We start from the raw sequence: 23,257 nt of genomic DNA, 5'->3' as shown, positions 1-23,257 counted from the left end.
CTGATTTTTCATCAATCATATGTTATTTCGATAAAATTGATAAAAAACAAAGAGGAAAATTACCGCGATAATGATGTAAGTTATTGGATGCGCGAAATTTAATGTCCAGCCGAGTAATTTAACGCGTTTAGGAACAATTAATCTGGAATCTTTTCTATTGAAATAAAAAGTACCCCACTTCCAGTTTTCAGGATTTTCGTGCTCGAAATCTTTTTTCATATTGATCACTTTAAATTTTCAAACCATTTATCGCTGTTTCAACCTCCTTTTATTTGGCTCGAAGCTAAAATAAACCGTTAATCTCAGCCTCTATTGATTGGATAACAGTACCCAGATCTTCCGGATTATTCGTGAAATCCAATTTGTCTTTATCTAAAATTAATAATTTACCGAGGTTATATCCCTTTATCCAGGCTTCGTATTTTTCGTTCAGCTTAGAAAGGTAATCTATACGGATGCCCGCTTCATACTCCCGGCCTCGGCGCTGAATGTTGTTTACCAGGGTAGGTACTGATGCGCGCAGGTAAACCAATAAATCAGGCGGTTTAATAAAAGAAGTAATGTTGTCAAAAATCGCACGGTAATTGTCGTGGTCGCGGGTGGTCATCAAAGCCATATCGTGCAGGTTTTCTGCAAAAATATGTGCATCCTCATAAATGGTCCTGTCTTGGATCACATTACGTTTATTTACCTCAATGTCTGTAATTTGCTGAAAACGGCTATTCAGGAAATAAATCTGAAGGTTAAAGCTCCAGCGTTTCATGTCGCTGTAAAAATCTTCCAGATATGGGTTATTATCCACAGCTTCGTATAAAGCTTCCCATCCATAATTTTTAGCCAATAAACCTGTTAAAGTGGTTTTACCGGCACCTATATTTCCTACAATTGCTATGTGCATTTCCTTTAGCTATGAGATTTTGAGATGTGTGATGTGAGATGAGAAATGTAGTGTCTCAATCTAATGTCCACTTCTCAAATCTATTAAAATAATTAAAAACTTTTAAACCCGATTAAACTGCGAACTTCCCTGATGGTTTTCTGTGCACTTTCCCGTGCTTTTAATGCACCGTGTTTAGCAACTTGCCTTAAATAAGAATCATCTTTGGCAATGTCCTGAATACGCTCGCGCATTGGCGTTGTAGCAATAATCATATCTTCTGCCAATTGCTTTTTAAAATCGCCATAACGGATCTGCATTTTGCTGTACAAATCTTCAAAATGGGCATGGGTATCAGCACTCGAAACCACTTTCATTAAATCAAAAAGGTTTTGAATAGGTTCAGGTTTTACCTGGTTTTCCTCTGTCGGACCGCCATCGCTCACAGCTCTCATTACTTTTTTGCGGATTGTTTCAGGATCATCCGAAAGGTAAACGGCATTTGCTTCGCCTTCTGATTTACCCATTTTACCTTTACCATCTAAACCAGGTACTTTAACCAGCTTGTCGCTATAGCTAAATGCGTATGGCTCAGGAAAATATTCGGTATTGTATAATCTGTTGAAACGGTTTCCGAAAGTACGGGCCATTTCCAAATGCTGCTCCTGGTCTTTCCCTACAGGTACTTTTGTAGCCTTATGGATCAAAATATCAGCAGCCATTAATACCGGGTAGGTGAGTAAACCAGCATTAACGTTATCAGGGTTTGCACGAACTTTATCTTTAAAAGAAGTACTGCGCTCAAGCTCGCCCATATAGGCATTCATATTTAAATATAAGTAAAGCTCAGCAATTTCAGGAACATCACTTTGTATATATATGGTGCTGTTTTCTGGATCTATGCCACTTGCCAATATCTCAACCAAAACGTGTTTAATGTTTCCGTGCAAGTCGGCAGGAGTAGGGTGTGTAGTTAATGAGTGTAAATCGGCAATAAAAAAGTAGCAATTGTAATCGTTCTGCATTTGAACGAAGTTTTTAACCGCACCATAATAATTACCCAAATGTAATTTTCCTGTTGAGCGGATGCCGCTCACCACTGTTTCTTTCATAATGGCACGAAATTAAAAATAAAATACAAGCAAATCATAAATCGTACTAATTTTAATGGGAAGATTTTTTTTAACACCGGTATGACCTACGGTTTATGTTTATAGTCGTCATCTCGACCGTAGCGGAGAGATCTTTGAACAATGACCGGTTAGCGTTCCGTCAACTATTTTTTCTGGTGTTGATGTAATACAACCACAACTTTGCCGAATGCAATCAGTAGTTTGAAATATGAAACTATTTTATATTTTTGGTTATCTATGATTCACTTTCTGAGGCAAGTACACCGGGTTTGGTTTTTATTCTGGATACTCTTTTTTTCGCTCTGTTTTATCCTCTATACTACATTACATCACGTAATGAGAAATACTATGGTATCCTCAATTTTTGTAGAAAAGCCAATAGCTTTCTATGTAGTTTTTTTTCAGGTGTATTTTTCCGGTATCAATATGAAGAGCCGCTAAATACAAAACAAACTTATATCTATTGTGCCAATCATACTTCCAACTTGGATATCATGATTTTCTGTATCATGGGGCACGGCAAATTTCATTTTATGGGAAAAGATGAATTGCTGAATAATCCTGTCTTAGGCGTTTTTTTTAGAACCATTGATATTTCCGTAAACCGTGATAGCAAAATCTCTGCCTTTAAAGCTTTTAAAAAAGCAGGCGAAAATTTAGAAAAGGGCATGAGTCTTGTCATTTTTCCGGAAGGTAAAATAGACGATCATTATCCTCCAAAACTGGGCGAATTTAAAAATGGCCCGTTCCGCCTGGCCATTGATAAAAATATTCCGCTTGTACCCGTAAGTATCACCGATGTTTGGAAAATTAACTGGGATGATGGTGCAAAGTATGGAAGTAAGCCCGGAATTTGCGATATTTACGTCCACAAACCAATTAATACCTCAACCTTGACTGATATTGATTCTGATGTATTAAAAGAAAAGGTTTTTAAATTGATTGACAGTAAATTAGTATAAATATGAATTTAGACGCAAAAACCATTCATAAAATAGCCGATCTGGCCCGAATTCATATTGATGATAAAGAAGTGGATACTTTAATTCCTGAAATGAATAAAATTTTATCTTTCATGGAAAAATTAAATGAGTTAGACACTTCAAATGTTAAGCCTTTGGTATATATGAACGAATCCATAAATGTTTGGCGTGAGGACGTGGTTAAACAAGAAATTTCTACAGCCGATGGTTTGAAAAATGCCGCAAAACATACCGAACAATTTTTTATGGTGCCAAAAATTATTGAAAAATAATGCTGTAATCGTTATGCTGAGTTTAATTCAGCATCCTTTAAGATTAAGTTTGTACTTAATTTTAATCCCTCTTGTAACATCTAGCCCTTAACGCTTGTCTAAAAAAGAAAAAACATGGAGAAACCACTCATTACTATAAAAGAAATCGGCCGTAAATATGTTATAGGATCTGAAGTGATTCATGCTTTAAAATCAGTTTCGTTAGATATCAATAAAGGTGAATTTGTAGCATTGATGGGGCCATCCGGTTCAGGAAAATCAACCTTAATGAATATTTTAGGTTGTTTGGATACACCTTCAAGCGGAACGTATATATTAAATGGAACAAATGTAAGCCACATGAGCGATGATGCTTTGGCTGAAGTGCGCAACCAGGAAATTGGTTTCGTTTTCCAAACGTTTAATTTATTACCACGCTCCACATCTTTAGATAATGTTGCCTTACCACTAATTTATGCCGGAACCAGCAAAAAAGACCGGGATGCAAGGGCTGCCAAAGCCCTGGAAAATGTTGGTTTGGGTAACCGTATGGATCACAAACCAAACGAATTATCAGGTGGGCAGCGGCAGCGTGTGGCTGTAGCAAGAGCTTTAATCAATAACCCCTCCATTATACTTGCTGATGAGCCAACAGGTAACCTCGATACCAAAACATCAGTAGAAATTATGGGTTTGCTTGAAGAAATTCACAGTAAGGGCAATACCATTATTTTAGTAACACACGAGGAAGATATTGCCCAGCATGCACACCGAATTGTACGTATGCGTGATGGATTGATTGAAAACGATTACTTAAATACCGACATTAAAAATGTATCTCCACGCTTGCAGGCATTGAAAGACAATGGCAGCGACTGGGAAAAAATTAACTAGCACTAAGATGTAAGGCGGAGGGCGTAAGGTTTAAAGCTTTTTAAACCTCAATACCTTAAACCTTCTTTTTAAACCTTTCTAAATGAAAATCTACACAAAAACAGGCGATAAAGGCCAAACCTCACTCATTGGCGGTACGCGTGTGCCTAAATACCATTTGCGTATCGAAGCTTATGGAACTGTAGATGAATTAAATTCGTATATAGGTTTAATCATGTGCCAGGATATTGAATTACATGATCAGCAGTTGTTAAAAGAAATTCAAGACAGGCTTTTTACAGTGGGTGCATCACTAGCTGCGGATCCCGGAAAGTCGAAAATGAAAATTCCTGATCTTCATGATCATGATATTACCCTGCTTGAAAATGAGATGGATGTCATAAATGAAACCTTACCAGCTTTAAAGCATTTCGTTTTGCCTGGCGGAAATACTGTCGTTTCTTACTGCCATATTGCAAGATGTGTTTGTAGAAGGGCAGAACGACTGACAGTTGAACTTGCAGAAAATAGCTTTGTAGATGAGCATGTAACAGTTTACCTGAACCGCTTAAGCGATTATTTATTCGTTTTGGCACGAAAACTGACCATGTATTATAAGGCAGAAGAAAACATTTGGATTCCGCGTGTTTAATAGTGGAAAAATAAGTTTGTTTTGCTCAAAAATTTTAATATACTTTGCGCAATAATAAGAACAAGAATTTAATTGAATTGACGATATGTATTGGACATTAGAATTAGCATCGCACTTGGAAGACGCACCATGGCCTGCAACTAAAGACGAATTAATTGATTATGGTATCCGTTCTGGTGCCCCAGTAGAAGTAATTGAAAACTTACAGGCATTAGAAGATGATGGCGAACCTTATGAAACAATTGAGGAAATCTGGCCTGATTATCCAACTAAAGAAGATTTCTTCTTTAATGAGGATGAATACTAAAATTAAAAATGATAAGAAACCTTTCAGCTCAACTGGAAGGTTTTTTTTATGTGCTGTAATTTCATAACGCTCATTCACAGTGCATTTATAACAATAACTTATAAAATCTTTACATTTTTTAAACAAAACCTAAAACATGTGTGTTAATAGATCATTAATATAACATTGCTAAAAAAATTAACACTATGGGAAATTTATTGTATTTAGTCGCAGTAGTATTGGTAATACTATGGGTAATAGGATTTGTGTTTCACGGCTTCGGCGAAGTAGGCGGAATCATCCACGTTTTATTGGTAATCGCAGTAATTGCAATTCTGCTTAAAGTTATCGGCAGGGCAGCATAAGATATATCGCGCCGTCATCCATTTTTAGCGATATAGTTTAAAATGGATGTATTATTAAAGGAGTTTCATCACGAAACTCCTTTTTTATGTTTTTATTTTTTCAATAGCAACTCTGCAAGTTCCAGGTCTATAGGATAGGTAATTTTAATATTACCCCTTTCGCCCTCAATGATATTGATCTCCTGGCCGATTGATTCTACCACGCTGGCATCATCGGTAAAACGACTATCGAAATCCTGATTATAAGCTTCTTTCAGGGTGTTAAGACTAAAAGTTTGAGGTGTTTGTACCAGGTAAATTTCATCGCGCTTTAAAGCTGACGTTTTATCGTTTCTAAGCATGCGAACGCTATCACTCGATTGAACAGCTGCAATTACATTTCCCTGTGTTTGTGCCGCACTAAAACAGCTATCAATTAATGATTTCGAAACCAGTGGACGAACGGCATCATGTATGGCTACATAACTTTCCTCTTCGATGGCGTGAATGGCATTTTTTACCGAATGAAAGCGTTCAGTTCCGCCGTCGATAAGCTGATGCGGAACATAGAAATTAAATTCTTCGCATAATCTGCCCCAATATCCCTGCTGATCTTTATTTAAAACCAATAAAATTTTAGGTTGAGTATCGCTTTGCGCAAAAGCTTTTATGGTGTGCATTAAAACCGGAAGGTTTTTTAGCAGTAGAAATTGTTTTGGGGTTTCCGTTTGCATCCGATTTCCAGAACCGCCTGCTACAATTATAGCGTAGTATTTCATGTTTGAGCGTTTAGGGTATGGCGTTTAGCACTAAACTGCTAAACGCCAACCGCGAAACTTATATAATCAGCATGGCATCGCCATAGCTATAAAATTTATACTTTTCTTTTACTGCAACTTCGTAAGCATTCATTACATTTTCGTAACCACCAAATGCACTAACCATCATCAATAAAGTAGATTCTGGAGTGTGGAAATTGGTAATCATTGAATTTGCAATACTGAAATCGTATGGAGGGAAGATAAACTTACTTGTCCAGTCGTTAGCTGCTTTTAATGTTCTGTTTGCAGAAACTGCAGATTCGATAGCACGCATTGAAGTAGTACCCACTGCGCAGATTTTTCTTTTTTCTTCTAAAGCTTTGTTTACAATACCAGCATCTTTTGGCTCGATGATAAATTGCTCAGAATCCATTTTGTGTTTGGTTAAGTCTTCAACCTCAACCGTTCTGAATGTGCCTAAACCAACATGTAATGTTACTTCAGCAAACTCAATACCTTTAAGTTCAAGGCGTTTCATTAACTCGCGACTAAAGTGCAAACCTGCCGTTGGAGCAGCAACTGCACCTTCATGTTTTGCGAAAATGGTTTGATAACGTTCTTTATCTTCAGCAGTAGCTTTACGTTTAATGTATTTAGGAAGTGGTGTTTCGCCTAAAATCTCAACGTTTTTTCTAAACTCTTCGTCGGTACCCTCAAATAAGAAACGGATGGTACGGCCACGTGATGTAGTATTATCCACAACTTCAGCAACCAATAAATCGTCGTCACCAAAATATAATTTATTTCCTACGCGGATTTTACGTGCCGGATCTACTAAAACATCCCATAAACGTAATTCCTTGTTTAATTCGCGTAATAAAAAAACTTCGATTGTGGCACCTGTTTTCTCTTTATTGCCATATAAACGGGCAGGGAAAACTTTGGTGTTATTTAATATCATTACGTCCTTGTCATCAAAATAACCTAAAACGTCTTTGAAAATTTTATGCTCAATTTTACCGCTGTCTTTGTGTAAAACCATTAGGCGAGCTTCGTCGCGTTGTTCTGCCGGATTGTTGGCAACTAATGATTCTGGTAAGTTGAATTTGAATTGTGATAATTTCATTCTTGATGAATTTTTTGAGGTGCAAAAATACGAATTTAATTTTTCTTTTCCTTATTTTATCAAACGCATTTTAGGTGTATTATGTTTTACCTCATTTTAAATCAAATAATACCTTGTTTAAATGCTTTTATAGCTGTAAAATTAATTAGTTTTGATGATCGTGTAACCTTTTTAATGGCTGTGCATCTAAACCATAATTATGATAATCTTTAGGCTAATAGGCGAGAGTTTCCGTTTTGCATTTGATGCGTTGCGCCAGAATAAACTGCGTACCATGTTATCGCTACTGGCAATAACTATTGGTATTTTTACCATTATCGCTGTATTTTCTGCAGTAGATACTTTTCGTGGTAAATTGCAGGCAAGTGTAGATAAATTAGGTTCCAATACCATCTATGTTCAAAAATGGCCCTGGAGTTTTGGAGACAATTACCCTTGGTGGAAATACATGAACCGCCCTCAGCCATCATTACGTGATTTTGAAGCACTTAGAGAAAGAATCGAGAATGCACAAGGAGTTACCTTCGAAATATCCACCAATGATAGAACAATTAAATACAGAAGTAGCTCTGTTGAAGGTATTTCGGTTTGGGCAGCATCTCACGATTTTAATAAAACATGGAATTTCGAACTACAGGATGGCCGGTATTTTACCGAAAATGAAAGTAAAAACGGCTCACCAGTTTGTATTTTAGGTTCTGATATTGCCGATGGGCTTTTTGACGGAGATAAAGCTGTTGGAAAGCAGGTTCAGATTTTGGGGCGACGACTAACCGTAGTTGGCGTTTTCAAAAAAGAGGGGGAAGATATGTTGGGTACTTCGCTTGATAAAAATGTTAATATTCCAATTTCATTTGCAAAAGGTGTTTTAGATATTCAAAATGAACGCTACGGTCCGCAGATTACCGTACGTGGTAAAGATAATGTGAGTTTAGAGGAAGTAGAAAGCGAATTGAAAGGTTTAATGCGCTCCATTCACAGAATCAGGCCTGGACAGGAAGAGGATTTTGCACTGAATAAAACAACCATTATTTCTAACCAATTGGATTCGATGTTTAAAATGGTGAATATTGCGGGTTGGGTAATCGGAGGATTCTCTATTTTGGTAGGTGGATTTAGTATTGCCAACATTATGTTTGTATCGGTTAAAGAGCGTACCAATATTATTGGGATTCAAAAATCACTTGGTGCAAAAAACTACTTTATTTTACTTCAGTTTATTTTTGAGTCCATTTCACTTTGCATTTTAGGTGGGTTATTAGGGCTTTTGCTCGTCTTTTTACTCGCACTGGGTATTGGTGCTATAACAGATTTTCATATTATTTTGGGTTTAAATAACATAGCTTTAGGTATTGGTATTTCGATTATTATTGGAACAATATCAGGTTTTTGGCCTGCATATTCAGCATCAAGATTAGATCCTGTGGAAGCGATTAGAAGTTAGTTTTCAGTTATTATTTGCAGTTACCAAACTTTGTTATAGCATAAACTTTAAGAGTACGATTGGTTTTGGCGATAAAATCGCCTTTCTCTTTCATCCTCATTACAAACGAGGACGATGATTTCTCGATGATATGGTTACCGGTTGTTATTTTCAGTTACCGTAGTTTATAAACCTTATTGAAGTGTAAAGCCCACAGCGTAGCGAGGACTTGTAACGGAAAGAAGGACTAGATTCTCCGATGAAATGCTGCCTTTCATTTCCAAATCATCAAAAAATATTCGGGTTTGGCCGATACGACAGCAAACATTAGAAATTAAATCATTTGCAATAGAAGTTAGTTTTCAGTTGCAGTTCGCAAACTCGTTATAGCATAAACTTTAAGAGTACGATTGGTTTTGGCGATAAAACCGCCTTTCTCATTCATCCTCGTTACAAACGAAGACGATGATTTGGTACAAATTCAGGGTGACAATTGGTATTGAAAAGTAAATAAAAATCCCCCGCTAAATATAATTAACGGAGGATTTTTTATAAGTTAACTGAAAACCGCTAACGGCAAACCCATTATGATAATTTGCCTAAAGCTTCTTTAATTCTTCTTAATGCTTCTACCAAACTCTCGTCTGATGCTGCATAAGATAAGCGGATATAGTTGTTATTACCGAAAGAATCGCCACCTACTGTTGCTACGTGACCAACATTTAATAAATATAAAGCAAGATCTGAAGAGTCTTTAATTACATTTCCATCAGCATCTTTTTTACCAAAAAATGAACTGATTTCAGGAAAAAAGTAAAAAGCACCATCAGGAAGGTTTGTTTTTACTCCAGGAATTTCGTTCAATAAATTGTAAACCAATTCTCTACGACGTAAAAATGCTTCTTTCATTTCCAAAACACTTGCCAAGCCTTGCTCATAGGCAACAATCCCGGCCCTTTGTGCAATAGAACGCATGTTCCTGAAGTAGTTTGTCCTTGTAATTTATCGTTTGCAGCAGCAATTTCTTTGTTAGCGGCTATATAACCCAATCTCCAACCTGTCATTGCGAAAGCTTTAGAGAAACCGTTAACAATAATTACGCGGTCTTTAATGCTGTCGAATTGCGCAATAGATTCATGCTGATCAACAAAGTTGATGTGCTCATAAATCTCGTCAGACAAGATATAGATATCAGGATGTTTTTCAAAAACTGCAACCAATGCTGCCAATTCTTCTTTGCTGTAAACTGAACCAGTTGGATTACATGGAGAAGAAAACATAAAAAGTTTTGATTTCGGTGTTATGGCGGCTTCTAATTGAGCTGGTGTGATTTTGAAATTGCTCTCAATATCAGTATCAATAAAAACAGATTTTCCTTCAGCAAGAGTCACCATTTCAGAGTAAGAAACCCAATAAGGAGTAGGGATAATTACTTCATCTTCAGGATCAATTAGCGTTAAAATAACATTTGATAAGGATTGTTTTGCACCTGTTGAAACCACGATCTGAGAAATATCATAATCAAGGTTGTTTTCTGTTTTTAGCTTATTAACAATCGCCTGGCGCAAATCAGGATAGCCTGGTACCGGCGAGTAACGCGTGTAATTTTCGTCTAATGCTTTTTTAGCAGCATTTTTTACGTGATCAGGTGTATTAAAATCGGGTTCGCCAACACTTAAACTAATGATGTTAATGCCCTTAGACGCTAGTTCGCGGCCAAGTTTGGTCATTTTAAGGGTTGCAGATTCTGATAAACTGTTGATTCTTTTCGATAAGGTGCTCATGGTTAATTACTTTGAGCGCAAATATATAAACCAAATATTATTCTGCACTAAAAAAGAGATAGTTTTTATCATTTAATTTATCCGATAAGCGTATTTTTGAAAAAAATCCCCTTGTGTCGGTAAAAAAGAAGGCCATAATCATTTCTCTGTTGCTGAGTGTTGTATTAATGCTGGCCAAATTTGTTGCTTACTTCAGTCACAGGTTCAAATGCGATATTGACCGATGCAGCAGAAAGTATTGTAAACGTAATTGCAGGAAGTTTTGCCTTTTACAGTATTTATTTAAGCACACAGCCACGCGATGAAAACCATCCTTATGGACATGGAAAAGTTGAGTTTTTCTCTGCATTTGTAGAAGGAATTCTGATTTTAATAGCTGGTGTGGTTATTATTTTTAAATCTTCATACAACATTATCTATCCACATGCAGTTAACGAACTGCTAACAGGAACGCTGATTATTGGCATTACCGGCTTGATTAATCTTGTTGCTGGCCTTTATCTGATTAATGTAGGTAAAAATGAACATTCTGTTACCCTGCAGGCAGATGGAAAGCATTTATTAACAGATACTTACACAAGTGCAGCAATTGTTTCGGGGTTAATTTTGATCCAACTTACAAATATTATTTGGCTGGATAGCTTACTATCTGTTTTAGTGGGCTTTTACATTGTATATTCTGGTTATAAACTCACCCGTGGCTCAGTGGGAGGTTTGATGGATGAAAGCGATTTAACACTTGTTGAGGAGGTGGTGGAAGTATTGCAAAAAAACAGGCATAATCCCTGGATTGATGTACATAATTTACGTACACAGCAATACGGACCTGAATTTCATATCGATTGCCATGTAACTTTACCCTATTATTTCAATTTGAACGAAGTACATAAAGAGATTTCCCAAATTGATGAACTGATCAATAAAAATGGTTTCCGTAAGGCCGAACTCTTCATTCACGCTGACCCATGTTTGCCCAAGTGTTGCAATTATTGCCACATGAGTGCGTGTTCAGTTAGGTTTGAAGCCTTTAAAAAAGAAATTGTGTGGACACCAGAAATAGTAATTAAAAATAAAAAACATTTCGAAGATGAGCTACTTTAATGTAAGGGTTTATGGTTTGTTAATTAATACCGATGATGAGGTTTTGATTAGCGACGAAGAAGAATACGGATTCCGTTTCAGTAAATTTCCGGGCGGAGGTTTAGAACTTGGTGAAGGATTAATTGATGGATTAAAGCGCGAATTTGTAGAAGAATGTGATGCAGAAATTGAGGTGTTATCTCATTTTTATACAACGGATTTCTACGAAAAATCTTCATTTAATGATAGTCAGGTAATTAGTGTATATTATTTAGTGAAAGAAAAAGCACCCTTACAGCTGGCATTTAAAGATGTTATTTATGATTTTGATGGCGAGGGCGAAATTCTCCAGGCTTTTAGGTGGGTGAAAATTCAGGATTTAAATATCGAAGACATCACTTTCAAAACCGATAAAACCGTGGCTCAACTTTTAAAAGAACAATATTCAGTCAAATTATAATTATTTATGTCAGATACCTCCGAACTGCAAACTGCAAACGCTCAATCTAATCTAACTGAACGCGATCAAAAAGTAATCTGGCATCCATATACCCAAATGAAAAATGCATTGCCGCATATCCCGATTGTTAGGGGAGAAGGTGTTTATGTTTTTGATGAAAACGGAAAAAAGTATATTGATGCAGTTTCCTCATGGTGGGTAAATATACATGGCCATTCTCACCCTTATATTGCTCAAAAAGTTGCTGAACAGCTCAATGTATTGGAACATGTTATTTTTGCTGGTTTTACGCACGAACCTGCTGTATTATTGGCCGAAAGGCTTTTACCAATTTTACCAGGAAAGCAGGAAAAGGTTTTTTATACCGACAATGGTTCTACAGCAGTAGAGGTAGCCCTAAAAATGTGTTTGCAATATTGGGATAACAAAGGGAAACCTAAAACTAAAATACTGGCATTTAAAAATGCCTACCATGGCGATACTTTCGGGGCAATGTCGGTTAGTGGGCGGAGTATTTTTACTGATGCTTTTAACAGCTTGTTATTTGATGTAGAATTTATTGATCTTCCGAACGAGGATAACATCTCAGCGCTAACATCGCATATCTCAAATTTAACAGATACTGCTTGTTTCATTTTCGAACCGCTTATTTTAGGTTCTGGTGGTATGTTGATGTATGAAGCCAAGTATTTAGATCAGCTTTTGGCCGCTTGTAAAAAAGCAGAAATTCTCGCGATCGCCGATGAAGTGATGACAGGTTTCGGGCGGACCGGAACTTATTTTGCCTGCGATAAGTTAGATCATAAACCCGATATCATCTGTTTAAGCAAAGGTTTAACCGGCGGAACCATGCCTTTAGGCGTAACCACCTGCACAAATGAAATTTTTGAAGCTTTTTTAAGTGACGACAAACTGAAAACACTTTATCATGGCCATTCATTTACAGCCAACCCAATTGCTTGCGTTGCATCTTTAGCGAGTTTGGATATTTTATTAAAAAGCGAAACCCTCGAAAATATCAAACGTGTAGAAGCCAAACATGCTGTTTTTCTCCAAGAAATCGAATCACATGTAAAAGTTAAAGCAGTTAGGCAAACTGGAACGATCATCGCAATTGAGTGGGAAACAGGAAATGAAACCTCATATTTAAGTAACCTCCGTAATTTACTGTATTCTTATTTCTTAGACAAAGGAATTATACTGAGGCCACTTGGCAATATTATTTATATTCTTCCTCCATATGTGATCAGTGATGAAGATTTGAATTATATATACGAAGCTATAAAATTAGCTTTGGATGAGGTTTAATTTGTTGGTAAATAGAGTTTTAAAGCAAATATTAAGAGTGTGGTTGTAACAAGACGCTATTTAGGTTCTTAATAAATCATTTTTAACAATAGATGCACACAGATAAACACGGATTTTTATATCTGTGTGCATCCTTTTCAATTAAAAGGATTAATTTCCTCAGATTATCGTCATTGCGAGAAGGCTTTTTCAGCCGACGAAGCAATCTTACAACGATCGCTACTAGCGTATACTTTGCTCTACTGGTCGATGTTTTACCGACCAATATTATAAAGCGGTCGTTATTGCGAGGTACGGAGCAATCCTAATGCGGAGGCTGAACAACGTTTCGGTCGGTGAGAACACCAACCGATAGGTTTAAATTATCGTCATTGCGAGAAGGCTTTTTCAGCCGACGAAGCAATCTTACAACGATCGCTACTAGCGTATACTTTGCTCTACTGGTCGATGTTTTACCGACCAATATTATAAAGCGGTCGTTATTGCGAGGTACGAAGTAATCCCAATGCGGAGGCTGAACAACTTTTCGGTCGGTGCGGCACCAACCGATAGGTTTGTCCTTAGATTACGCTGAGGTAACAAAAAAGCATTTTTTCCCACAGATAAACACGGATCTTTATCTGTGTCCATCCCTTTAATCTGTGGTTAAACTATAATTAGGCTTTATTAATAACCACAGATGCACACAGATAAACACGGATCTTTATCTGAGTCCATCCCTTTAATGTGTGGTTAAATAAACCACTCAACTCATTATTTTAGCCTAATGGCATTTTAGTCATGTCCATATACAAAATGCTCCATCTCTGTCCATCCAGATCAATAAAGCCACAGCCATACATCCATCCATCTTTGTAACCTGGTTCGCCGTAGAGCGTACCACCTGCAGCAACTACTTTCTTGGCAGACTCATCCACCTCTTCCGGACTTTCGGCATCAAAAGAGAATAAAACTTCAGCACCGTCGCGTTGATCTGCAATGCCAGTTCCGGCAAAACCTTCGTATAAAGATTCTTCAAAAAGCATGATGGCTAAATTGCTTTCACCAACTAAAAAACAGGCCGAATCATCGCGTACACCGTACTGCAGGTTAAGCGTAAAGCCCAATTGTGTAAAAAATTCTTTTGATTTACTGATGTTCTTTACTGGAAGATTGATCCAAAGTGATTTTGTCATAAGGTTTTATATTTGTTATAGGTAAAGATAGCAAAGCGATGGGAGAGTTGTACTTGTCAAAAAAGAAAATTTACAGGGCTGTTTGAGACAATTTAAGTTATTTTGATTAGCTTATTTTTCTCCTATTCTTAAAATAGTTAAAGCATTATGGTAATGTTGCGTTATATAAAGCATCGTGTTATTAGTTATTTTTTATCACTTCTGGTAAGTAAGGCTATCTCGATATTTTACCATGTTAGGCATTTAAGTGCATTTCCGCTTATGAGGTTAGGAATTATATTTGATTTTTGTATTTCTCAGAAAGCTTTTTTGGCGCCACGTTGCAGTATGAAAGGGTGAGCGCATCTATAATCATTTCATCTTTAAGCTCTGTTAGATTAAAAATGGTCCATCCTTGTTTGCCCCAGGTACTTGTAGCGGGCTGTATGCTGTTTGGATCAAAATCATAAAAAACCGATTGATCGATTGCGGATAATTTAAATGTGGCTTTATTTTGTTTAACATCTAATGTGGCAAAGATTTTTTTATTTACCCGGAAAGATCGTTTTTCAAAATGCGGCACTTCACTCACTTCTTCAAAAGATAGACAATGGCTTATAAAAGTTTGTGCTTCCATTTTGTGGGATAAGTAGCTTACAGTTTATACAATTTCTGTGGGTGTTGCTCCGCATGATTTAAAATCAAATTCAAAATATAACTGTTAGATTGATAGGTTGCTAAATCATTTTTAACAGGAGCAAGGCCATCGGAAAGGTAATTTTTATCAGTAAAGTACCCCATTCCGTAAAATTTACCATTTTCTACAAGTAAACAGCTAAATTCTTCATCTTTTCTGCCTTCATCAACCAATGCAAAACTTGGTTGTTGTTGTTGAATATCCTGAAGTGCTGCATTTAACTTTTTATTGTAAACAGCTACCGTTTCTATCCCGCTGCAGGCACCGAAACATTGTCCGTTTTCATGGGCGTAACATTTGGTTGCGGTTTTTTGGAGATAGCAAAGTTTGGCGCAAAGCTGGTATTTATCAACCAGTTGATTTAAAAAATTATAGCCTTCCAGTAAACTGTTAAAACTTTGCAGGGCATTGTTATTCTTTTTATGTTTATCAATGGCCAGGCGTAAATAGCCGTTTTGGTCTTCAAAAACGTATAAATCATATTTATGTTCATAACGTTTCATGGCGCGGTTATTTTCGGGCCACAAACGTTTAATCTCGTTGGCCTCCAAAATTAAAGCCATCAGTTCGGTACCGCAAATCACAAAATCTACATGATGTATGGTGCGTAAAAAGTCTTGACGTTGCCTATTTGGAGTGTTTCCTGTAAAATGGCTTGTAACTCGTTTTTTAAGGTTTTTTGCTTTGCCCACATATATGATTTTACCTTTACTATCTTTAAAATAGTATACACCGGGTTGGTTTGGCAATCTTAAAATGCAGGCTTTATCCAAATGCGGCGGTAAAACCTGCTCTTTTGAGGTTTTCTTTAGCATTTCGGCAATTACACCATCCAGGTCGTTATCCAATAATAAGTTAAAAAGAATACTTGTTGCATCCGCATCGCCCGCTGCACGGTGCCGGTTTTGTATCGGTATTTGGAGCGCGATACACAATTTACCCAGGCTGTAAGATGTTTTGCCAGGAATTAATTTTCTGCTCAACCTTACCGTGCAAAGTTTTCTGCATTGTAAATCAAATCCTGCAGCAGCCAAGTGGTGTTTTAAAAAAGAATAATCAAAATTTACATTGTGTGCTACAAATACCTTATCGCTTAATAGTTGGTAAATCTGTAATGCCACATCTTCAAATACAGGCGCATTTTTAAGCATGTCGTTATCAATGCCTGTAAGTGCTGTGATATATGGAGGGATAGATTGCCTTGGATTAATTAGTGTAGTAAATGATTCTACGATTTGATTGCCATCGTGAATATTAATGGCAACTTCGGTAATGCCATTTGCTGAGGCATGACCACCAGTGGTTTCTATATCTACAACTGCGTATAACATTAAATCAATTTGAAATACAAATCTATGCTAAAATAATTAGTATAAAAATAATTTTGATTATTTCTTTAGCACAAAAAAAGCGATTACGTATTTAACGTAACCGCTCGCGCATTTTGTATGCAAATATTATTTAAGTTTATTTAAAAGTTTACTCAGGTTAGGTTTAATTCCGATATTGATTGGAACGGTATTGAAAGCCCTGTTCTGGATTTTGCTGAAACCGTACATGTAGCTGGCTTCCACAAATAAATTGGCACCTCCAATATTATACTCTATACCTCCGCCGCCTTCGGCAATGCCTAAACTGTTTGATTTATTATCTTGAGTAACCTGTAAAGTTGTACTGTTTACGGCAGCTTGTGGAGTAAGGATAAATCCGCCTCCTGCACCTGCAAAACCATAAAAGGCCCATTTGTTTACAATTTTACGATAGCCCAATGCAACATTTAATAAGTAGGTGGTAGCCCGTCCTTTTTGCAGGGTGTAGGTGTAACCTTTATCTGGCGTAATTTGGTTAAAGGTAAAGGCATGCAAGCTAACTTTAGGGTATAAAAATAAACCACCATCTCCTAAACCCAGGTTTAAACCTAAAGAAGTAGAAAATTTTGGCTTAAAGTAATCTGAAGTTTCACCTACGGGGAATGCAAATCCAATTCCACTCATTGAGTAAAGTTTATCTGGTCTGCCTTGTGCATTTGCTTTAAATGATATTGCTGCGCACAGTAATACAATTGGTGTTAGTAATTTTAATTTCATATCTGATTTTTTAATTTTCTGTTAAAGCATTTACTTTATTTAATAAATCGACCATGTTAAATGGTTTTTCCAGGTAATCATTGGGATGGTACTTTTGGGAGGTGATGTAATTTTCATCATATCTGGCTGAAGCTAAAATAACAGGTATATTTTCTGTATCAGGATTTAGCCTCAACTCTTTAAAAACAGCACGTCCATCCATTCCATTCAACATAATATCTAGAATAATCAGATCAGGATTAAAATCTTTAATGGTTTTAAATATGTATCTCGGTGATAATAAAGGGAAAACTTTATAATTTTCAGTTTCCAGCACTTCTTGAAAAACCTCTAATACATCGGGATCATCATCTACAACCAACACTCTTTTCAAAACGGATAATCATTTAGTAATAAAATAGACTATCCTAATACAAAAAATTAACGTTAATGTTTTAAAGGAGATAAAAAAGCCTAAAACCGTAGGTGTTGGATGGTAAATTCGTTTATTGTATAGCCCCGGGTTTGGGCCTGTCGGTTAGCAGATTATTTTTAATAAAGATTTCAAAACGCTCTTTATAAGCCTCAGAAACCGTATAAGCGGTTTCGCCGGAAAGTAAAATGTTATCTCCTAAAACACTTTTTATGTGTTGTTTGGAAATGATCACATTATCACTGATTTGAATAAATGCTTCATGCTTTTTAAACATGTTAAGCAGTTTAATAAAATTCGATTTAGAACTTAAAAAGGTATTCTTGGTCGTTTTAAATTTAATATCCACTTCAAAATCCTCAACAGCAATTAATTCATTTAAGTCTATCCTTACTAAATCGCCGTTTTCTTCCTGTAAAGGGATGTAAAAGAAATGTTCATCAAAAACTGAAAAAAGATTTGGTGTATTTTTTCCTGTAGGATATAAATTGTTTATCGTTTTAGCAAAATGTAATATAGAATATGGCTTAAGCAGGTAAGCATCAGCATCAACCTTAAAGGCATCAATGGCATACCGGGGGTGTGCTGTGGTAAAAACCAGGTGTTTTGTTTTTTGTCTCAGTAATCCGGCAAGTTCGATACCTGAGATTGAAGGCATCTCTACATCCATAAAAATGATGTCGACAGGGTTGGAAACAGATATTTCAGCTAATGCCTGGAGCGGTTCGGTAAAAAATTGAACAAGTTTTAAGTCTGGCAACTTATCCATATATGCGATTAAACTTTCCAGCGCATGCGGATCATCATCGATAGCGATGCAACTTATTGACATTTTTATAGGTTTAGTTAATGCAAATTACTATTTCGGCCTATAAAAAGAAAAAAAAACAAGTTCGAAACGGATTTTTGTATTTTCGGCAAGGAAAATTATCTTTTTATTTAAAATTCGATGAAGAATTTAATATTTTGAAAGAAAGATGTTAAAATTATTTGTTTTATGAGAGCTTGATTGTTAATAAAACTTTAAAGTAATGCTCCGTATCACTGAAATATTTAAACGTTGCATTGCTTCCATAGGTGTATTCTAAACGTTTTCTGATATTTTCCATTCCTGCATTTAAACCTGAAGTATTTTTTAAGGTTTTAATAAGGTTAGCTGTTTCTATAATCAGTTCTCCCTGATCTACTTTCAGTGAAATTTCTGCCGGGTGCGATTCTTTAAGCAACTCGCCATGTTTAAACATATTCTCAACCAAGGTAATCAGTACCATAGGAATAATTTTTATACCGCGGATTTCATTCTCATACCAAAATCGAAGCTGTACACCATGATCTTTGCGGAGCTGGTGTAGATTGATTAAATTTTCTACCTGATTAATTTCCTCATCCAGTAAAATAAATTCCCTGTCTTTGTTGCTGTCTACAGAATAACGCATCATTTCGGAAAGTGAATGGATGGCTTCTGCAGCCGTTGGAGAAGATTCTCTTGCGTTTTGATAGATAAAATCTAACGTATTAAACAGTAAATGAGGCTGGATCTGTGCTTTTAAAAACGCATTTTCCGATCTGGCAATTTGTATCAGGTTATTTAAACGCTGTTTTTCTAATTCTTCGGTTTTTTTTCTTTCATTGATGTATCGCATTAAAAAATAATAACCCGTAGAAAAGCACATGAAGTAGATACAGCGGTAAAGCGATGGTGTAAAATACTGTAAATCAAGGGTAATCTTTCTTGTTCCGGTATAATTAGTGTGGTGAATAATGGTATAATCAAGGATGATGGTTAAAATTAAATACCCTATAATTTCCAAAACAAGGAGCAAAGGAAGTTTCCAGGCCGTTTGCTTTGGCTTTTGTAAACCTATTGAAAGCACAACATGTGCATGTACATAAAAAGTAATAATATTGAGCGAATAATAAAGGATATAGGAAGCAAGCTGACCAAATTTTCCATTTATTAAACCAACAATGATGGATTCGTAAAAAATAAAGATGATCCAAATGATGATGTGAAGTTTTTTGCTGGCAATCCATTCCAGAATGCTGCGTTTTTTTTGATGCTCTTTTTCGTTAATACGACTCATTTGGCTAGTAAATGGGGGAACGGCTATAAAATATGGTTAACAAAAAAACATATGTTTTAATGTTCTGATAACGAAAATACTAAAAATTTAGTTTTAAGAACGATTTGTTTTAATCGTTTTTTCTTTAATGTACTCCTGTATGCTCTCACGATAGCTATTGCCAATATTTATGGTGAGGTTATTAATCATTTTTAAGCTATTGCCTTCTACCTTTTCAATGTAATTTTAGCAACAATGAATGAGCGGTTAGCTGGTGCAAAATTATGGTAGTCTTTTAATATAATTTTAATTTCAGATAATGCGATGTAAGAAACAATGGTTTCGTTTAAAGTGAATATGCGCACGTAATTCTGCAGACTTTCTATTGCAACGATATCTGTATACCTTACTTTAATTAAGTTGTTTTTTTCGCTTTTATTCCTCACAAAAAAATAATCATCTTCTTGCTTAATGCTTACGCTTTGAGTGCCGGGGCTATGTGGAAAAAGTCTGTTAATGGTTTCGGCCAGGCGGGCAAATGTGTAAGGTTTTAACAGATAGGCACTTGCATACATCTCAAAAGCTTCGTAAGCATATTTGGAGTGCGATGTGGTAAATATGAGTTTATCAGTTTTATGCCTGATTGCCTTCGATAATTCAATGCCCGAAATCATTGGCATATCTACATCCATAAAAACAATATCAACCGCATTGCCGGCTGTAATCTCATTAAGTGCCAGTATCGGATCGGTATAAGATTTGATTAGCTGGATGTTTGAAAGGTTGTTAATATAAGATTTTATACCGTTTACGGCATGGATATCGTCGTCTATTACGATACATTTTAATTTCATTAGGTGTGATGTTAAGATTCACGAAATTATGGCTTGCATTTTAAATAATGAAATTAAATTCCGCTTTGTATTGATTTTTAGTTGCATTGGTAAAGAATATGATACAAATATGATTTGTGTGCTAAATAACTGCATCAGCGACACTTAGGCATATATTCGGCAAAAAATGAACAAAACAAACTGATTTAAACGCTTGTATTACAATATATTGCATTTTGATTCGTAATTATTAATACCTACATTGAATAACCTTTAAATCATCCCTAAACCAGTGTCCCATGAAAAATATTGCCCGAACCACCAATAGATTGAATGTTTCCATCACAAAAAAAGTAATTGAATTACAAGAGCGGGGTTACGACTGCGACTTTCTTTTGTTGGCCAATGGAAACTTGTTATGCATGCAAACCAATTTTAATTATCCATTAAATACTGTAGCCATTAAACAGATGGAACATGGATACGATTTTTTTAGCCATTCGTATAAACACGTGCATACCATAGAAACCGGTAATGGCGAAAAAGGGGTGTTATTAACCGAGAAAGCTTTTTAACGGGTTTTCGTTTTCTTACAATTTTATTCCTATGCAAGGGTTGAAATTTGTGGTGTAATTAAATATAAAAGCATGACAGATTTAATAAACCCCTCTATACTGATCACCGGAGCAACGGGAAGTGTAGGATTAGAATTGGCAAAACAACTGGCAGCTAAAGAAATTCCTTTCAGCGCCTTGGTAAGGTCGTTAGATAAAGCAGAAGCTCTAAAACATTTAAAAGGTGTGAAGCTGATAGTTGGCGATTTTAACAATCAACAAAGCATTTTAAACGCCTTAAAAGGAATAGAAAATGTTTTTTTGTTAAGTAACTCGTCTGATGAAGCCGAGCATTTACAATGCAATTTTGTAGATGCAGCTGTTAAAAGTGGTGTAAAACATATAGTTAAACTTTCGCAGTTTGCGGCAGATTTACATTCGCCTGTTCGCTTTCTTCGCTACCATGCAGTTGTAGAAGAGAAGATAAAAAGCACGGGTTTGCAATACAGTTTTTTAAGGCCCAATTTGTTTATGCAGGGATTACTTGGCTTTGCCGATGCCATAAAATACCAGCAGCAATTTTTTGCCACAGCTGGCGATGCAAAAATTAGTTTGGTTGATGTTCGGGATATTGCCGCTATTGCAGTAGAAAGGTTGATTACGAGCAACAAGGAGAGTAAAGTTTTTACCATTACCGGACCTGAAGCCATTAGTCATAATAAAATAGCAGAAGTGCTTTCAAAAGTACTGCAAAAAGAAATTAACTATGTTAATGTTGCTGATCAGGAGATGTTATCGGCCTTACTTCATTTTGGTTTTCCCGAATGGCAGGCCGAAGGTTTAATAGAAGATTATGCACATTATGCACGCGGTGAAGCGGCTATTGTAACCGACACAGTTAAGGATGTTACCGGTAAATTGCCAAGAAAGTTCTCAGAATTTGTTGAAGATTATAAATCATATTTCGAATAATTATTTTTAGTAATGGCAGATTTATTTGTCGATATATAGCCATGCCATTGTTTAAAGGCTATTTCAGCTAACTAAGTAATTTTAAAGCGATAGCAACTAGCCTTCGTTTTAAAATTGCTTTAAGCCTGCCAATAACGATCAGCATCACACATCACTATTTAAAAAATCTGGCAAAACATTTAAGTGCACTTGTTGAAAAAACTTTCCAGTATTCTTTTTGTTTATATTTTATTGAATATATTTAAACAAAATAATGAATTATTCCATTTCAGATCTTGAACAGCTTTCGGGCATTCATTCTCATACCATCAGGATCTGGGAGCAACGTTATAATGCCTTAACGCCTTCACGATCGGAGGGCAATACCCGCTTATATGATGATAAACAGCTTGAAAAAACTGCTAAATATCGCTAGCTTAAATAAAAGCGGTTTAAAAATTTCTAAAATCTGTAGTCTTTCAGAGCAGGATGTTGACCAACTTTTAAACGAACATTTTTCTTACCCGTCGGATGATGAGGCATCTGGAATATTATATTTCCCAACTTATCAGTCATGGTTTAGCTTTTGATGAATTATCTTTTAATCGTTTACTTGATGATGGGATAGCCCAATTCGGACTCTCTGATTGTTACCGCAAAATAATATATCCTTTACTGGTAAGGTTGGGATTGATGTGGCGCAAAGACGATATATGCCCTGCACACGGACATTTTTTATCAAACATCATCCGGCAGAAAATATTTACCCACATTAATAATCTCCCACTGGCAAAATCGTCGAGTGGTACCTGGCTTCTTTTTTTACCTGAAGATGAAGACCACGATATCGGATTACTTTTTGCAAGTTATATGCTTAAAATGCACCATCATCAGGTTATTTTTTTAGGAAGTAAAGTTCCTTTAGATTCAATTGAAAAAGTATTCTCAACATTAAATGTGGATCATGTTTTACTTTTTATGGTAAAATCCAGATCAGAAACCGCATCACAAAAATATATAGATCAATTATCATCCCTATGCTCATCCGCTAAAATTCATCTCGCCGGAAACGGCCAGGTAATCGGTAAATTAAAAAATATCGGTCACATCAATTGGTTTAAAACCCTTGATGAATTTGAAAAATTACTCCAATATCCCTAGTTAC

The 23,257-nt window shown here is 36.0% G+C and carries 27 protein-coding genes and 1 pseudogene; 14 read left to right on the top strand and 14 right to left on the bottom strand.

All coding sequences use genetic code 11. The features are described from left to right. Nucleotides 1-15 precede the first annotated feature (15 nt). The 3 genes from AC0IWE_RS09945 to trpS form a co-directional block, all read right to left on the bottom strand. Entirely contained in the window at nt 16-219 is a 204-nt protein-coding gene (locus AC0IWE_RS09945; protein WP_463494065.1) for a DUF5808 domain-containing protein, read from the bottom strand. 64 nt (nt 220-283) lie between these two features. Next, on the bottom strand, nt 284-898 hold the full coding sequence (locus AC0IWE_RS09940) for a deoxynucleoside kinase (RefSeq protein WP_025144984.1): 615 nt from the start codon (nt 896-898) through the stop codon (nt 284-286). 92 nt (nt 899-990) lie between these two features. Beyond that, the gene (gene trpS, locus AC0IWE_RS09935) at nt 991-1,989 is read right to left on the bottom strand and encodes a tryptophan--tRNA ligase (RefSeq protein ID WP_471792948.1); all 999 of its coding nucleotides are present in this window, start codon (nt 1,987-1,989) and stop codon (nt 991-993) included. A 248-nt stretch (nt 1,990-2,237) separates the two neighbouring features. Between trpS and AC0IWE_RS09930 the strand changes: the two genes are divergently transcribed. From AC0IWE_RS09930 to AC0IWE_RS09905, 6 genes are all read left to right on the top strand, one after another. Next, nucleotides 2,238-2,972: a lysophospholipid acyltransferase family protein gene (locus AC0IWE_RS09930; RefSeq protein WP_471792947.1), complete on the top strand. Its 735-nt coding sequence runs from the start codon at nt 2,238-2,240 to the stop codon at nt 2,970-2,972. A 2-nt stretch (nt 2,973-2,974) separates the two neighbouring features. Further along, nucleotides 2,975-3,265 (top strand): Asp-tRNA(Asn)/Glu-tRNA(Gln) amidotransferase subunit GatC, encoded by a 291-nt coding sequence (gene gatC, locus AC0IWE_RS09925; protein WP_471792946.1) that lies wholly within the window; start codon nt 2,975-2,977, stop codon nt 3,263-3,265. Nucleotides 3,266-3,379: 114 nt separating this feature from the next. After that, complete coding sequence (locus AC0IWE_RS09920; protein ID WP_055911925.1) at nt 3,380-4,138, top strand: ABC transporter ATP-binding protein; 759 nt, start codon at nt 3,380-3,382, stop codon at nt 4,136-4,138. Between the two features lie 82 nt (nt 4,139-4,220). Continuing rightward, complete coding sequence (locus AC0IWE_RS09915; RefSeq protein ID WP_471792945.1) at nt 4,221-4,769, top strand: cob(I)yrinic acid a,c-diamide adenosyltransferase; 549 nt, start codon at nt 4,221-4,223, stop codon at nt 4,767-4,769. An 85-nt stretch (nt 4,770-4,854) separates the two neighbouring features. Beyond that, complete coding sequence (locus AC0IWE_RS09910) at nt 4,855-5,076, top strand: DUF2795 domain-containing protein (RefSeq protein ID WP_010603503.1); 222 nt, start codon at nt 4,855-4,857, stop codon at nt 5,074-5,076. 185 nt (nt 5,077-5,261) lie between these two features. Beyond that, nucleotides 5,262-5,420: a lmo0937 family membrane protein gene (locus tag AC0IWE_RS09905; RefSeq protein WP_157255466.1), complete on the top strand. Its 159-nt coding sequence runs from the start codon at nt 5,262-5,264 to the stop codon at nt 5,418-5,420. 92 nt (nt 5,421-5,512) lie between these two features. Here AC0IWE_RS09905 and AC0IWE_RS09900 read toward each other — a convergent pair whose 3' ends face one another. Then, a complete protein-coding gene (locus AC0IWE_RS09900) occupies nt 5,513-6,178 on the bottom strand; it encodes a 2-C-methyl-D-erythritol 4-phosphate cytidylyltransferase (RefSeq protein ID WP_471792944.1) in 666 nt (221 codons plus the stop codon). A gap of 58 nt (nt 6,179-6,236) precedes the next feature. Then, complete coding sequence (gene queA, locus AC0IWE_RS09895; protein ID WP_055912031.1) at nt 6,237-7,286, bottom strand: tRNA preQ1(34) S-adenosylmethionine ribosyltransferase-isomerase QueA; 1,050 nt, start codon at nt 7,284-7,286, stop codon at nt 6,237-6,239. Between the two features lie 199 nt (nt 7,287-7,485). On the opposite strand from queA, the gene AC0IWE_RS09890 reads away from it, so the two are divergent. After that, a complete protein-coding gene (locus tag AC0IWE_RS09890; RefSeq protein WP_082458834.1) occupies nt 7,486-8,730 on the top strand; it encodes an ABC transporter permease in 1,245 nt (414 codons plus the stop codon). 564 nt (nt 8,731-9,294) lie between these two features. Here AC0IWE_RS09890 and AC0IWE_RS09885 read toward each other — a convergent pair. Then, nucleotides 9,295-10,493 (bottom strand): annotated as a pseudogene (locus tag AC0IWE_RS09885) (pyridoxal phosphate-dependent aminotransferase). Between the two features lie 183 nt (nt 10,494-10,676). Here AC0IWE_RS09885 and AC0IWE_RS09880 point away from each other — a divergent pair. Genes AC0IWE_RS09880 through bioA form a run of 3 tightly spaced genes read left to right on the top strand, consistent with a single transcriptional unit; the run spans nt 10,677 to nt 13,341 of the window. Further along, complete coding sequence (locus tag AC0IWE_RS09880) at nt 10,677-11,594, top strand: cation diffusion facilitator family transporter (protein WP_471792943.1); 918 nt, start codon at nt 10,677-10,679, stop codon at nt 11,592-11,594. Continuing rightward, nucleotides 11,581-12,033: an NUDIX domain-containing protein gene (locus tag AC0IWE_RS09875; protein WP_463494091.1), complete on the top strand. Its 453-nt coding sequence runs from the start codon at nt 11,581-11,583 to the stop codon at nt 12,031-12,033. Before AC0IWE_RS09880 ends, AC0IWE_RS09875 begins: the two co-directional genes overlap by 14 nt. A 6-nt stretch (nt 12,034-12,039) precedes the next feature. Beyond that, nucleotides 12,040-13,341 (top strand): adenosylmethionine--8-amino-7-oxononanoate transaminase, encoded by a 1,302-nt coding sequence (gene bioA / locus AC0IWE_RS09870; protein WP_463494093.1) that lies wholly within the window; start codon nt 12,040-12,042, stop codon nt 13,339-13,341. Between the two features lie 758 nt (nt 13,342-14,099). On the opposite strand, the gene AC0IWE_RS09865 is transcribed toward bioA, so the two are convergent. The 8 genes from AC0IWE_RS09865 to AC0IWE_RS09830 all read right to left on the bottom strand — a co-directional run bounded on the left by AC0IWE_RS09865 (nt 14,100) and on the right by AC0IWE_RS09830 (nt 20,608). After that, entirely contained in the window at nt 14,100-14,516 is a 417-nt protein-coding gene (locus tag AC0IWE_RS09865) for a VOC family protein (protein WP_471792942.1), read from the bottom strand. Between the two features lie 274 nt (nt 14,517-14,790). After that, nucleotides 14,791-15,132 carry an MmcQ/YjbR family DNA-binding protein gene (locus AC0IWE_RS09860; protein ID WP_463494095.1) on the bottom strand — a complete coding sequence of 114 codons (342 nt, stop codon included), beginning with the start codon at nt 15,130-15,132 and terminating at the stop codon, nt 14,791-14,793. A gap of 17 nt (nt 15,133-15,149) precedes the next feature. After that, the gene (locus AC0IWE_RS09855) at nt 15,150-16,523 is read right to left on the bottom strand and encodes an exonuclease domain-containing protein (RefSeq protein ID WP_463494096.1); all 1,374 of its coding nucleotides are present in this window, start codon (nt 16,521-16,523) and stop codon (nt 15,150-15,152) included. Nucleotides 16,524-16,649: 126 nt separating this feature from the next. Further along, nucleotides 16,650-17,279, bottom strand: a complete 630-nt coding sequence (locus AC0IWE_RS09850; RefSeq protein WP_471792941.1) for a hypothetical protein — start codon at nt 17,277-17,279, stop codon at nt 16,650-16,652. 10 nt (nt 17,280-17,289) lie between these two features. Continuing rightward, nucleotides 17,290-17,643, bottom strand: coding sequence for a response regulator (locus AC0IWE_RS09845; RefSeq protein ID WP_055911904.1), 354 nt, complete (start codon nt 17,641-17,643; stop codon nt 17,290-17,292). A gap of 121 nt (nt 17,644-17,764) precedes the next feature. Then, nucleotides 17,765-18,523: a LytR/AlgR family response regulator transcription factor gene (locus AC0IWE_RS09840; RefSeq protein ID WP_463494100.1), complete on the bottom strand. Its 759-nt coding sequence runs from the start codon at nt 18,521-18,523 to the stop codon at nt 17,765-17,767. Nucleotides 18,524-18,686: 163 nt separating this feature from the next. Then, nucleotides 18,687-19,775: a sensor histidine kinase gene (locus tag AC0IWE_RS09835; protein WP_471792940.1), complete on the bottom strand. Its 1,089-nt coding sequence runs from the start codon at nt 19,773-19,775 to the stop codon at nt 18,687-18,689. Between the two features lie 206 nt (nt 19,776-19,981). Further along, nucleotides 19,982-20,608, bottom strand: coding sequence for a LytR/AlgR family response regulator transcription factor (locus tag AC0IWE_RS09830; RefSeq protein ID WP_471792939.1), 627 nt, complete (start codon nt 20,606-20,608; stop codon nt 19,982-19,984). Nucleotides 20,609-20,886: 278 nt separating this feature from the next. On the opposite strand from AC0IWE_RS09830, the gene AC0IWE_RS09825 reads away from it, so the two are divergent. From AC0IWE_RS09825 to AC0IWE_RS09810, 4 genes are all read left to right on the top strand, one after another. After that, nucleotides 20,887-21,162, top strand: a complete 276-nt coding sequence (locus AC0IWE_RS09825; RefSeq protein ID WP_055911898.1) for a hypothetical protein — start codon at nt 20,887-20,889, stop codon at nt 21,160-21,162. A 72-nt stretch (nt 21,163-21,234) separates the two neighbouring features. Continuing rightward, nucleotides 21,235-22,113, top strand: coding sequence for an SDR family oxidoreductase (locus tag AC0IWE_RS09820; RefSeq protein WP_463494107.1), 879 nt, complete (start codon nt 21,235-21,237; stop codon nt 22,111-22,113). Between the two features lie 253 nt (nt 22,114-22,366). Further along, complete coding sequence (locus tag AC0IWE_RS09815) at nt 22,367-22,528, top strand: MerR family transcriptional regulator (RefSeq protein ID WP_471792938.1); 162 nt, start codon at nt 22,367-22,369, stop codon at nt 22,526-22,528. 95 nt (nt 22,529-22,623) lie between these two features. Beyond that, complete coding sequence (locus tag AC0IWE_RS09810) at nt 22,624-23,253, top strand: cobalamin B12-binding domain-containing protein (RefSeq protein ID WP_471792937.1); 630 nt, start codon at nt 22,624-22,626, stop codon at nt 23,251-23,253. Nucleotides 23,254-23,257: the final 4 nt, after the last annotated feature.

Source organism: Pedobacter sp. AC402, assembly GCF_979252805.1.
The sequence above is the reverse complement of the archived record's forward strand: the minus strand, read 5'-3'. Positions and strand labels throughout refer to the sequence as shown.

Coding starts and splice junctions, on each gene's coding strand:
- queA (WP_055912031.1), bottom strand. CDS start 7,286: ATGAAATTATCACAATTCAAATTCAACTTACCAGAATCATTAGTTGCC.
- bioA (WP_463494093.1), top strand. CDS start 12,040: ATGTCAGATACCTCCGAACTGCAAACTGCAAACGCTCAATCTAATCTA.
- gatC (WP_471792946.1), top strand. CDS start 2,975: ATGAATTTAGACGCAAAAACCATTCATAAAATAGCCGATCTGGCCCGA.
- AC0IWE_RS09900 (WP_471792944.1), bottom strand. CDS start 6,178: ATGAAATACTACGCTATAATTGTAGCAGGCGGTTCTGGAAATCGGATG.
- AC0IWE_RS09850 (WP_471792941.1), bottom strand. CDS start 17,279: ATGAAATTAAAATTACTAACACCAATTGTATTACTGTGCGCAGCAATA.
- AC0IWE_RS09840 (WP_463494100.1), bottom strand. CDS start 18,523: ATGTCAATAAGTTGCATCGCTATCGATGATGATCCGCATGCGCTGGAA.
- AC0IWE_RS09890 (WP_082458834.1), top strand. CDS start 7,486: ATGATAATCTTTAGGCTAATAGGCGAGAGTTTCCGTTTTGCATTTGAT.
- AC0IWE_RS09810 (WP_471792937.1), top strand. CDS start 22,624: ATGATGAGGCATCTGGAATATTATATTTCCCAACTTATCAGTCATGGT.
- AC0IWE_RS09860 (WP_463494095.1), bottom strand. CDS start 15,132: ATGGAAGCACAAACTTTTATAAGCCATTGTCTATCTTTTGAAGAAGTG.
- AC0IWE_RS09865 (WP_471792942.1), bottom strand. CDS start 14,516: ATGACAAAATCACTTTGGATCAATCTTCCAGTAAAGAACATCAGTAAA.
- AC0IWE_RS09910 (WP_010603503.1), top strand. CDS start 4,855: ATGTATTGGACATTAGAATTAGCATCGCACTTGGAAGACGCACCATGG.
- trpS (WP_471792948.1), bottom strand. CDS start 1,989: ATGAAAGAAACAGTGGTGAGCGGCATCCGCTCAACAGGAAAATTACAT.
- AC0IWE_RS09855 (WP_463494096.1), bottom strand. CDS start 16,523: ATGTTATACGCAGTTGTAGATATAGAAACCACTGGTGGTCATGCCTCA.
- AC0IWE_RS09820 (WP_463494107.1), top strand. CDS start 21,235: ATGACAGATTTAATAAACCCCTCTATACTGATCACCGGAGCAACGGGA.
- AC0IWE_RS09945 (WP_463494065.1), bottom strand. CDS start 219: ATGAAAAAAGATTTCGAGCACGAAAATCCTGAAAACTGGAAGTGGGGT.
- AC0IWE_RS09835 (WP_471792940.1), bottom strand. CDS start 19,775: ATGAGTCGTATTAACGAAAAAGAGCATCAAAAAAAACGCAGCATTCTG.
- AC0IWE_RS09920 (WP_055911925.1), top strand. CDS start 3,380: ATGGAGAAACCACTCATTACTATAAAAGAAATCGGCCGTAAATATGTT.
- AC0IWE_RS09875 (WP_463494091.1), top strand. CDS start 11,581: ATGAGCTACTTTAATGTAAGGGTTTATGGTTTGTTAATTAATACCGAT.
- AC0IWE_RS09830 (WP_471792939.1), bottom strand. CDS start 20,608: ATGAAATTAAAATGTATCGTAATAGACGACGATATCCATGCCGTAAAC.
- AC0IWE_RS09905 (WP_157255466.1), top strand. CDS start 5,262: ATGGGAAATTTATTGTATTTAGTCGCAGTAGTATTGGTAATACTATGG.
- AC0IWE_RS09915 (WP_471792945.1), top strand. CDS start 4,221: ATGAAAATCTACACAAAAACAGGCGATAAAGGCCAAACCTCACTCATT.
- AC0IWE_RS09940 (WP_025144984.1), bottom strand. CDS start 898: ATGCACATAGCAATTGTAGGAAATATAGGTGCCGGTAAAACCACTTTA.
- AC0IWE_RS09825 (WP_055911898.1), top strand. CDS start 20,887: ATGAAAAATATTGCCCGAACCACCAATAGATTGAATGTTTCCATCACA.
- AC0IWE_RS09815 (WP_471792938.1), top strand. CDS start 22,367: ATGAATTATTCCATTTCAGATCTTGAACAGCTTTCGGGCATTCATTCT.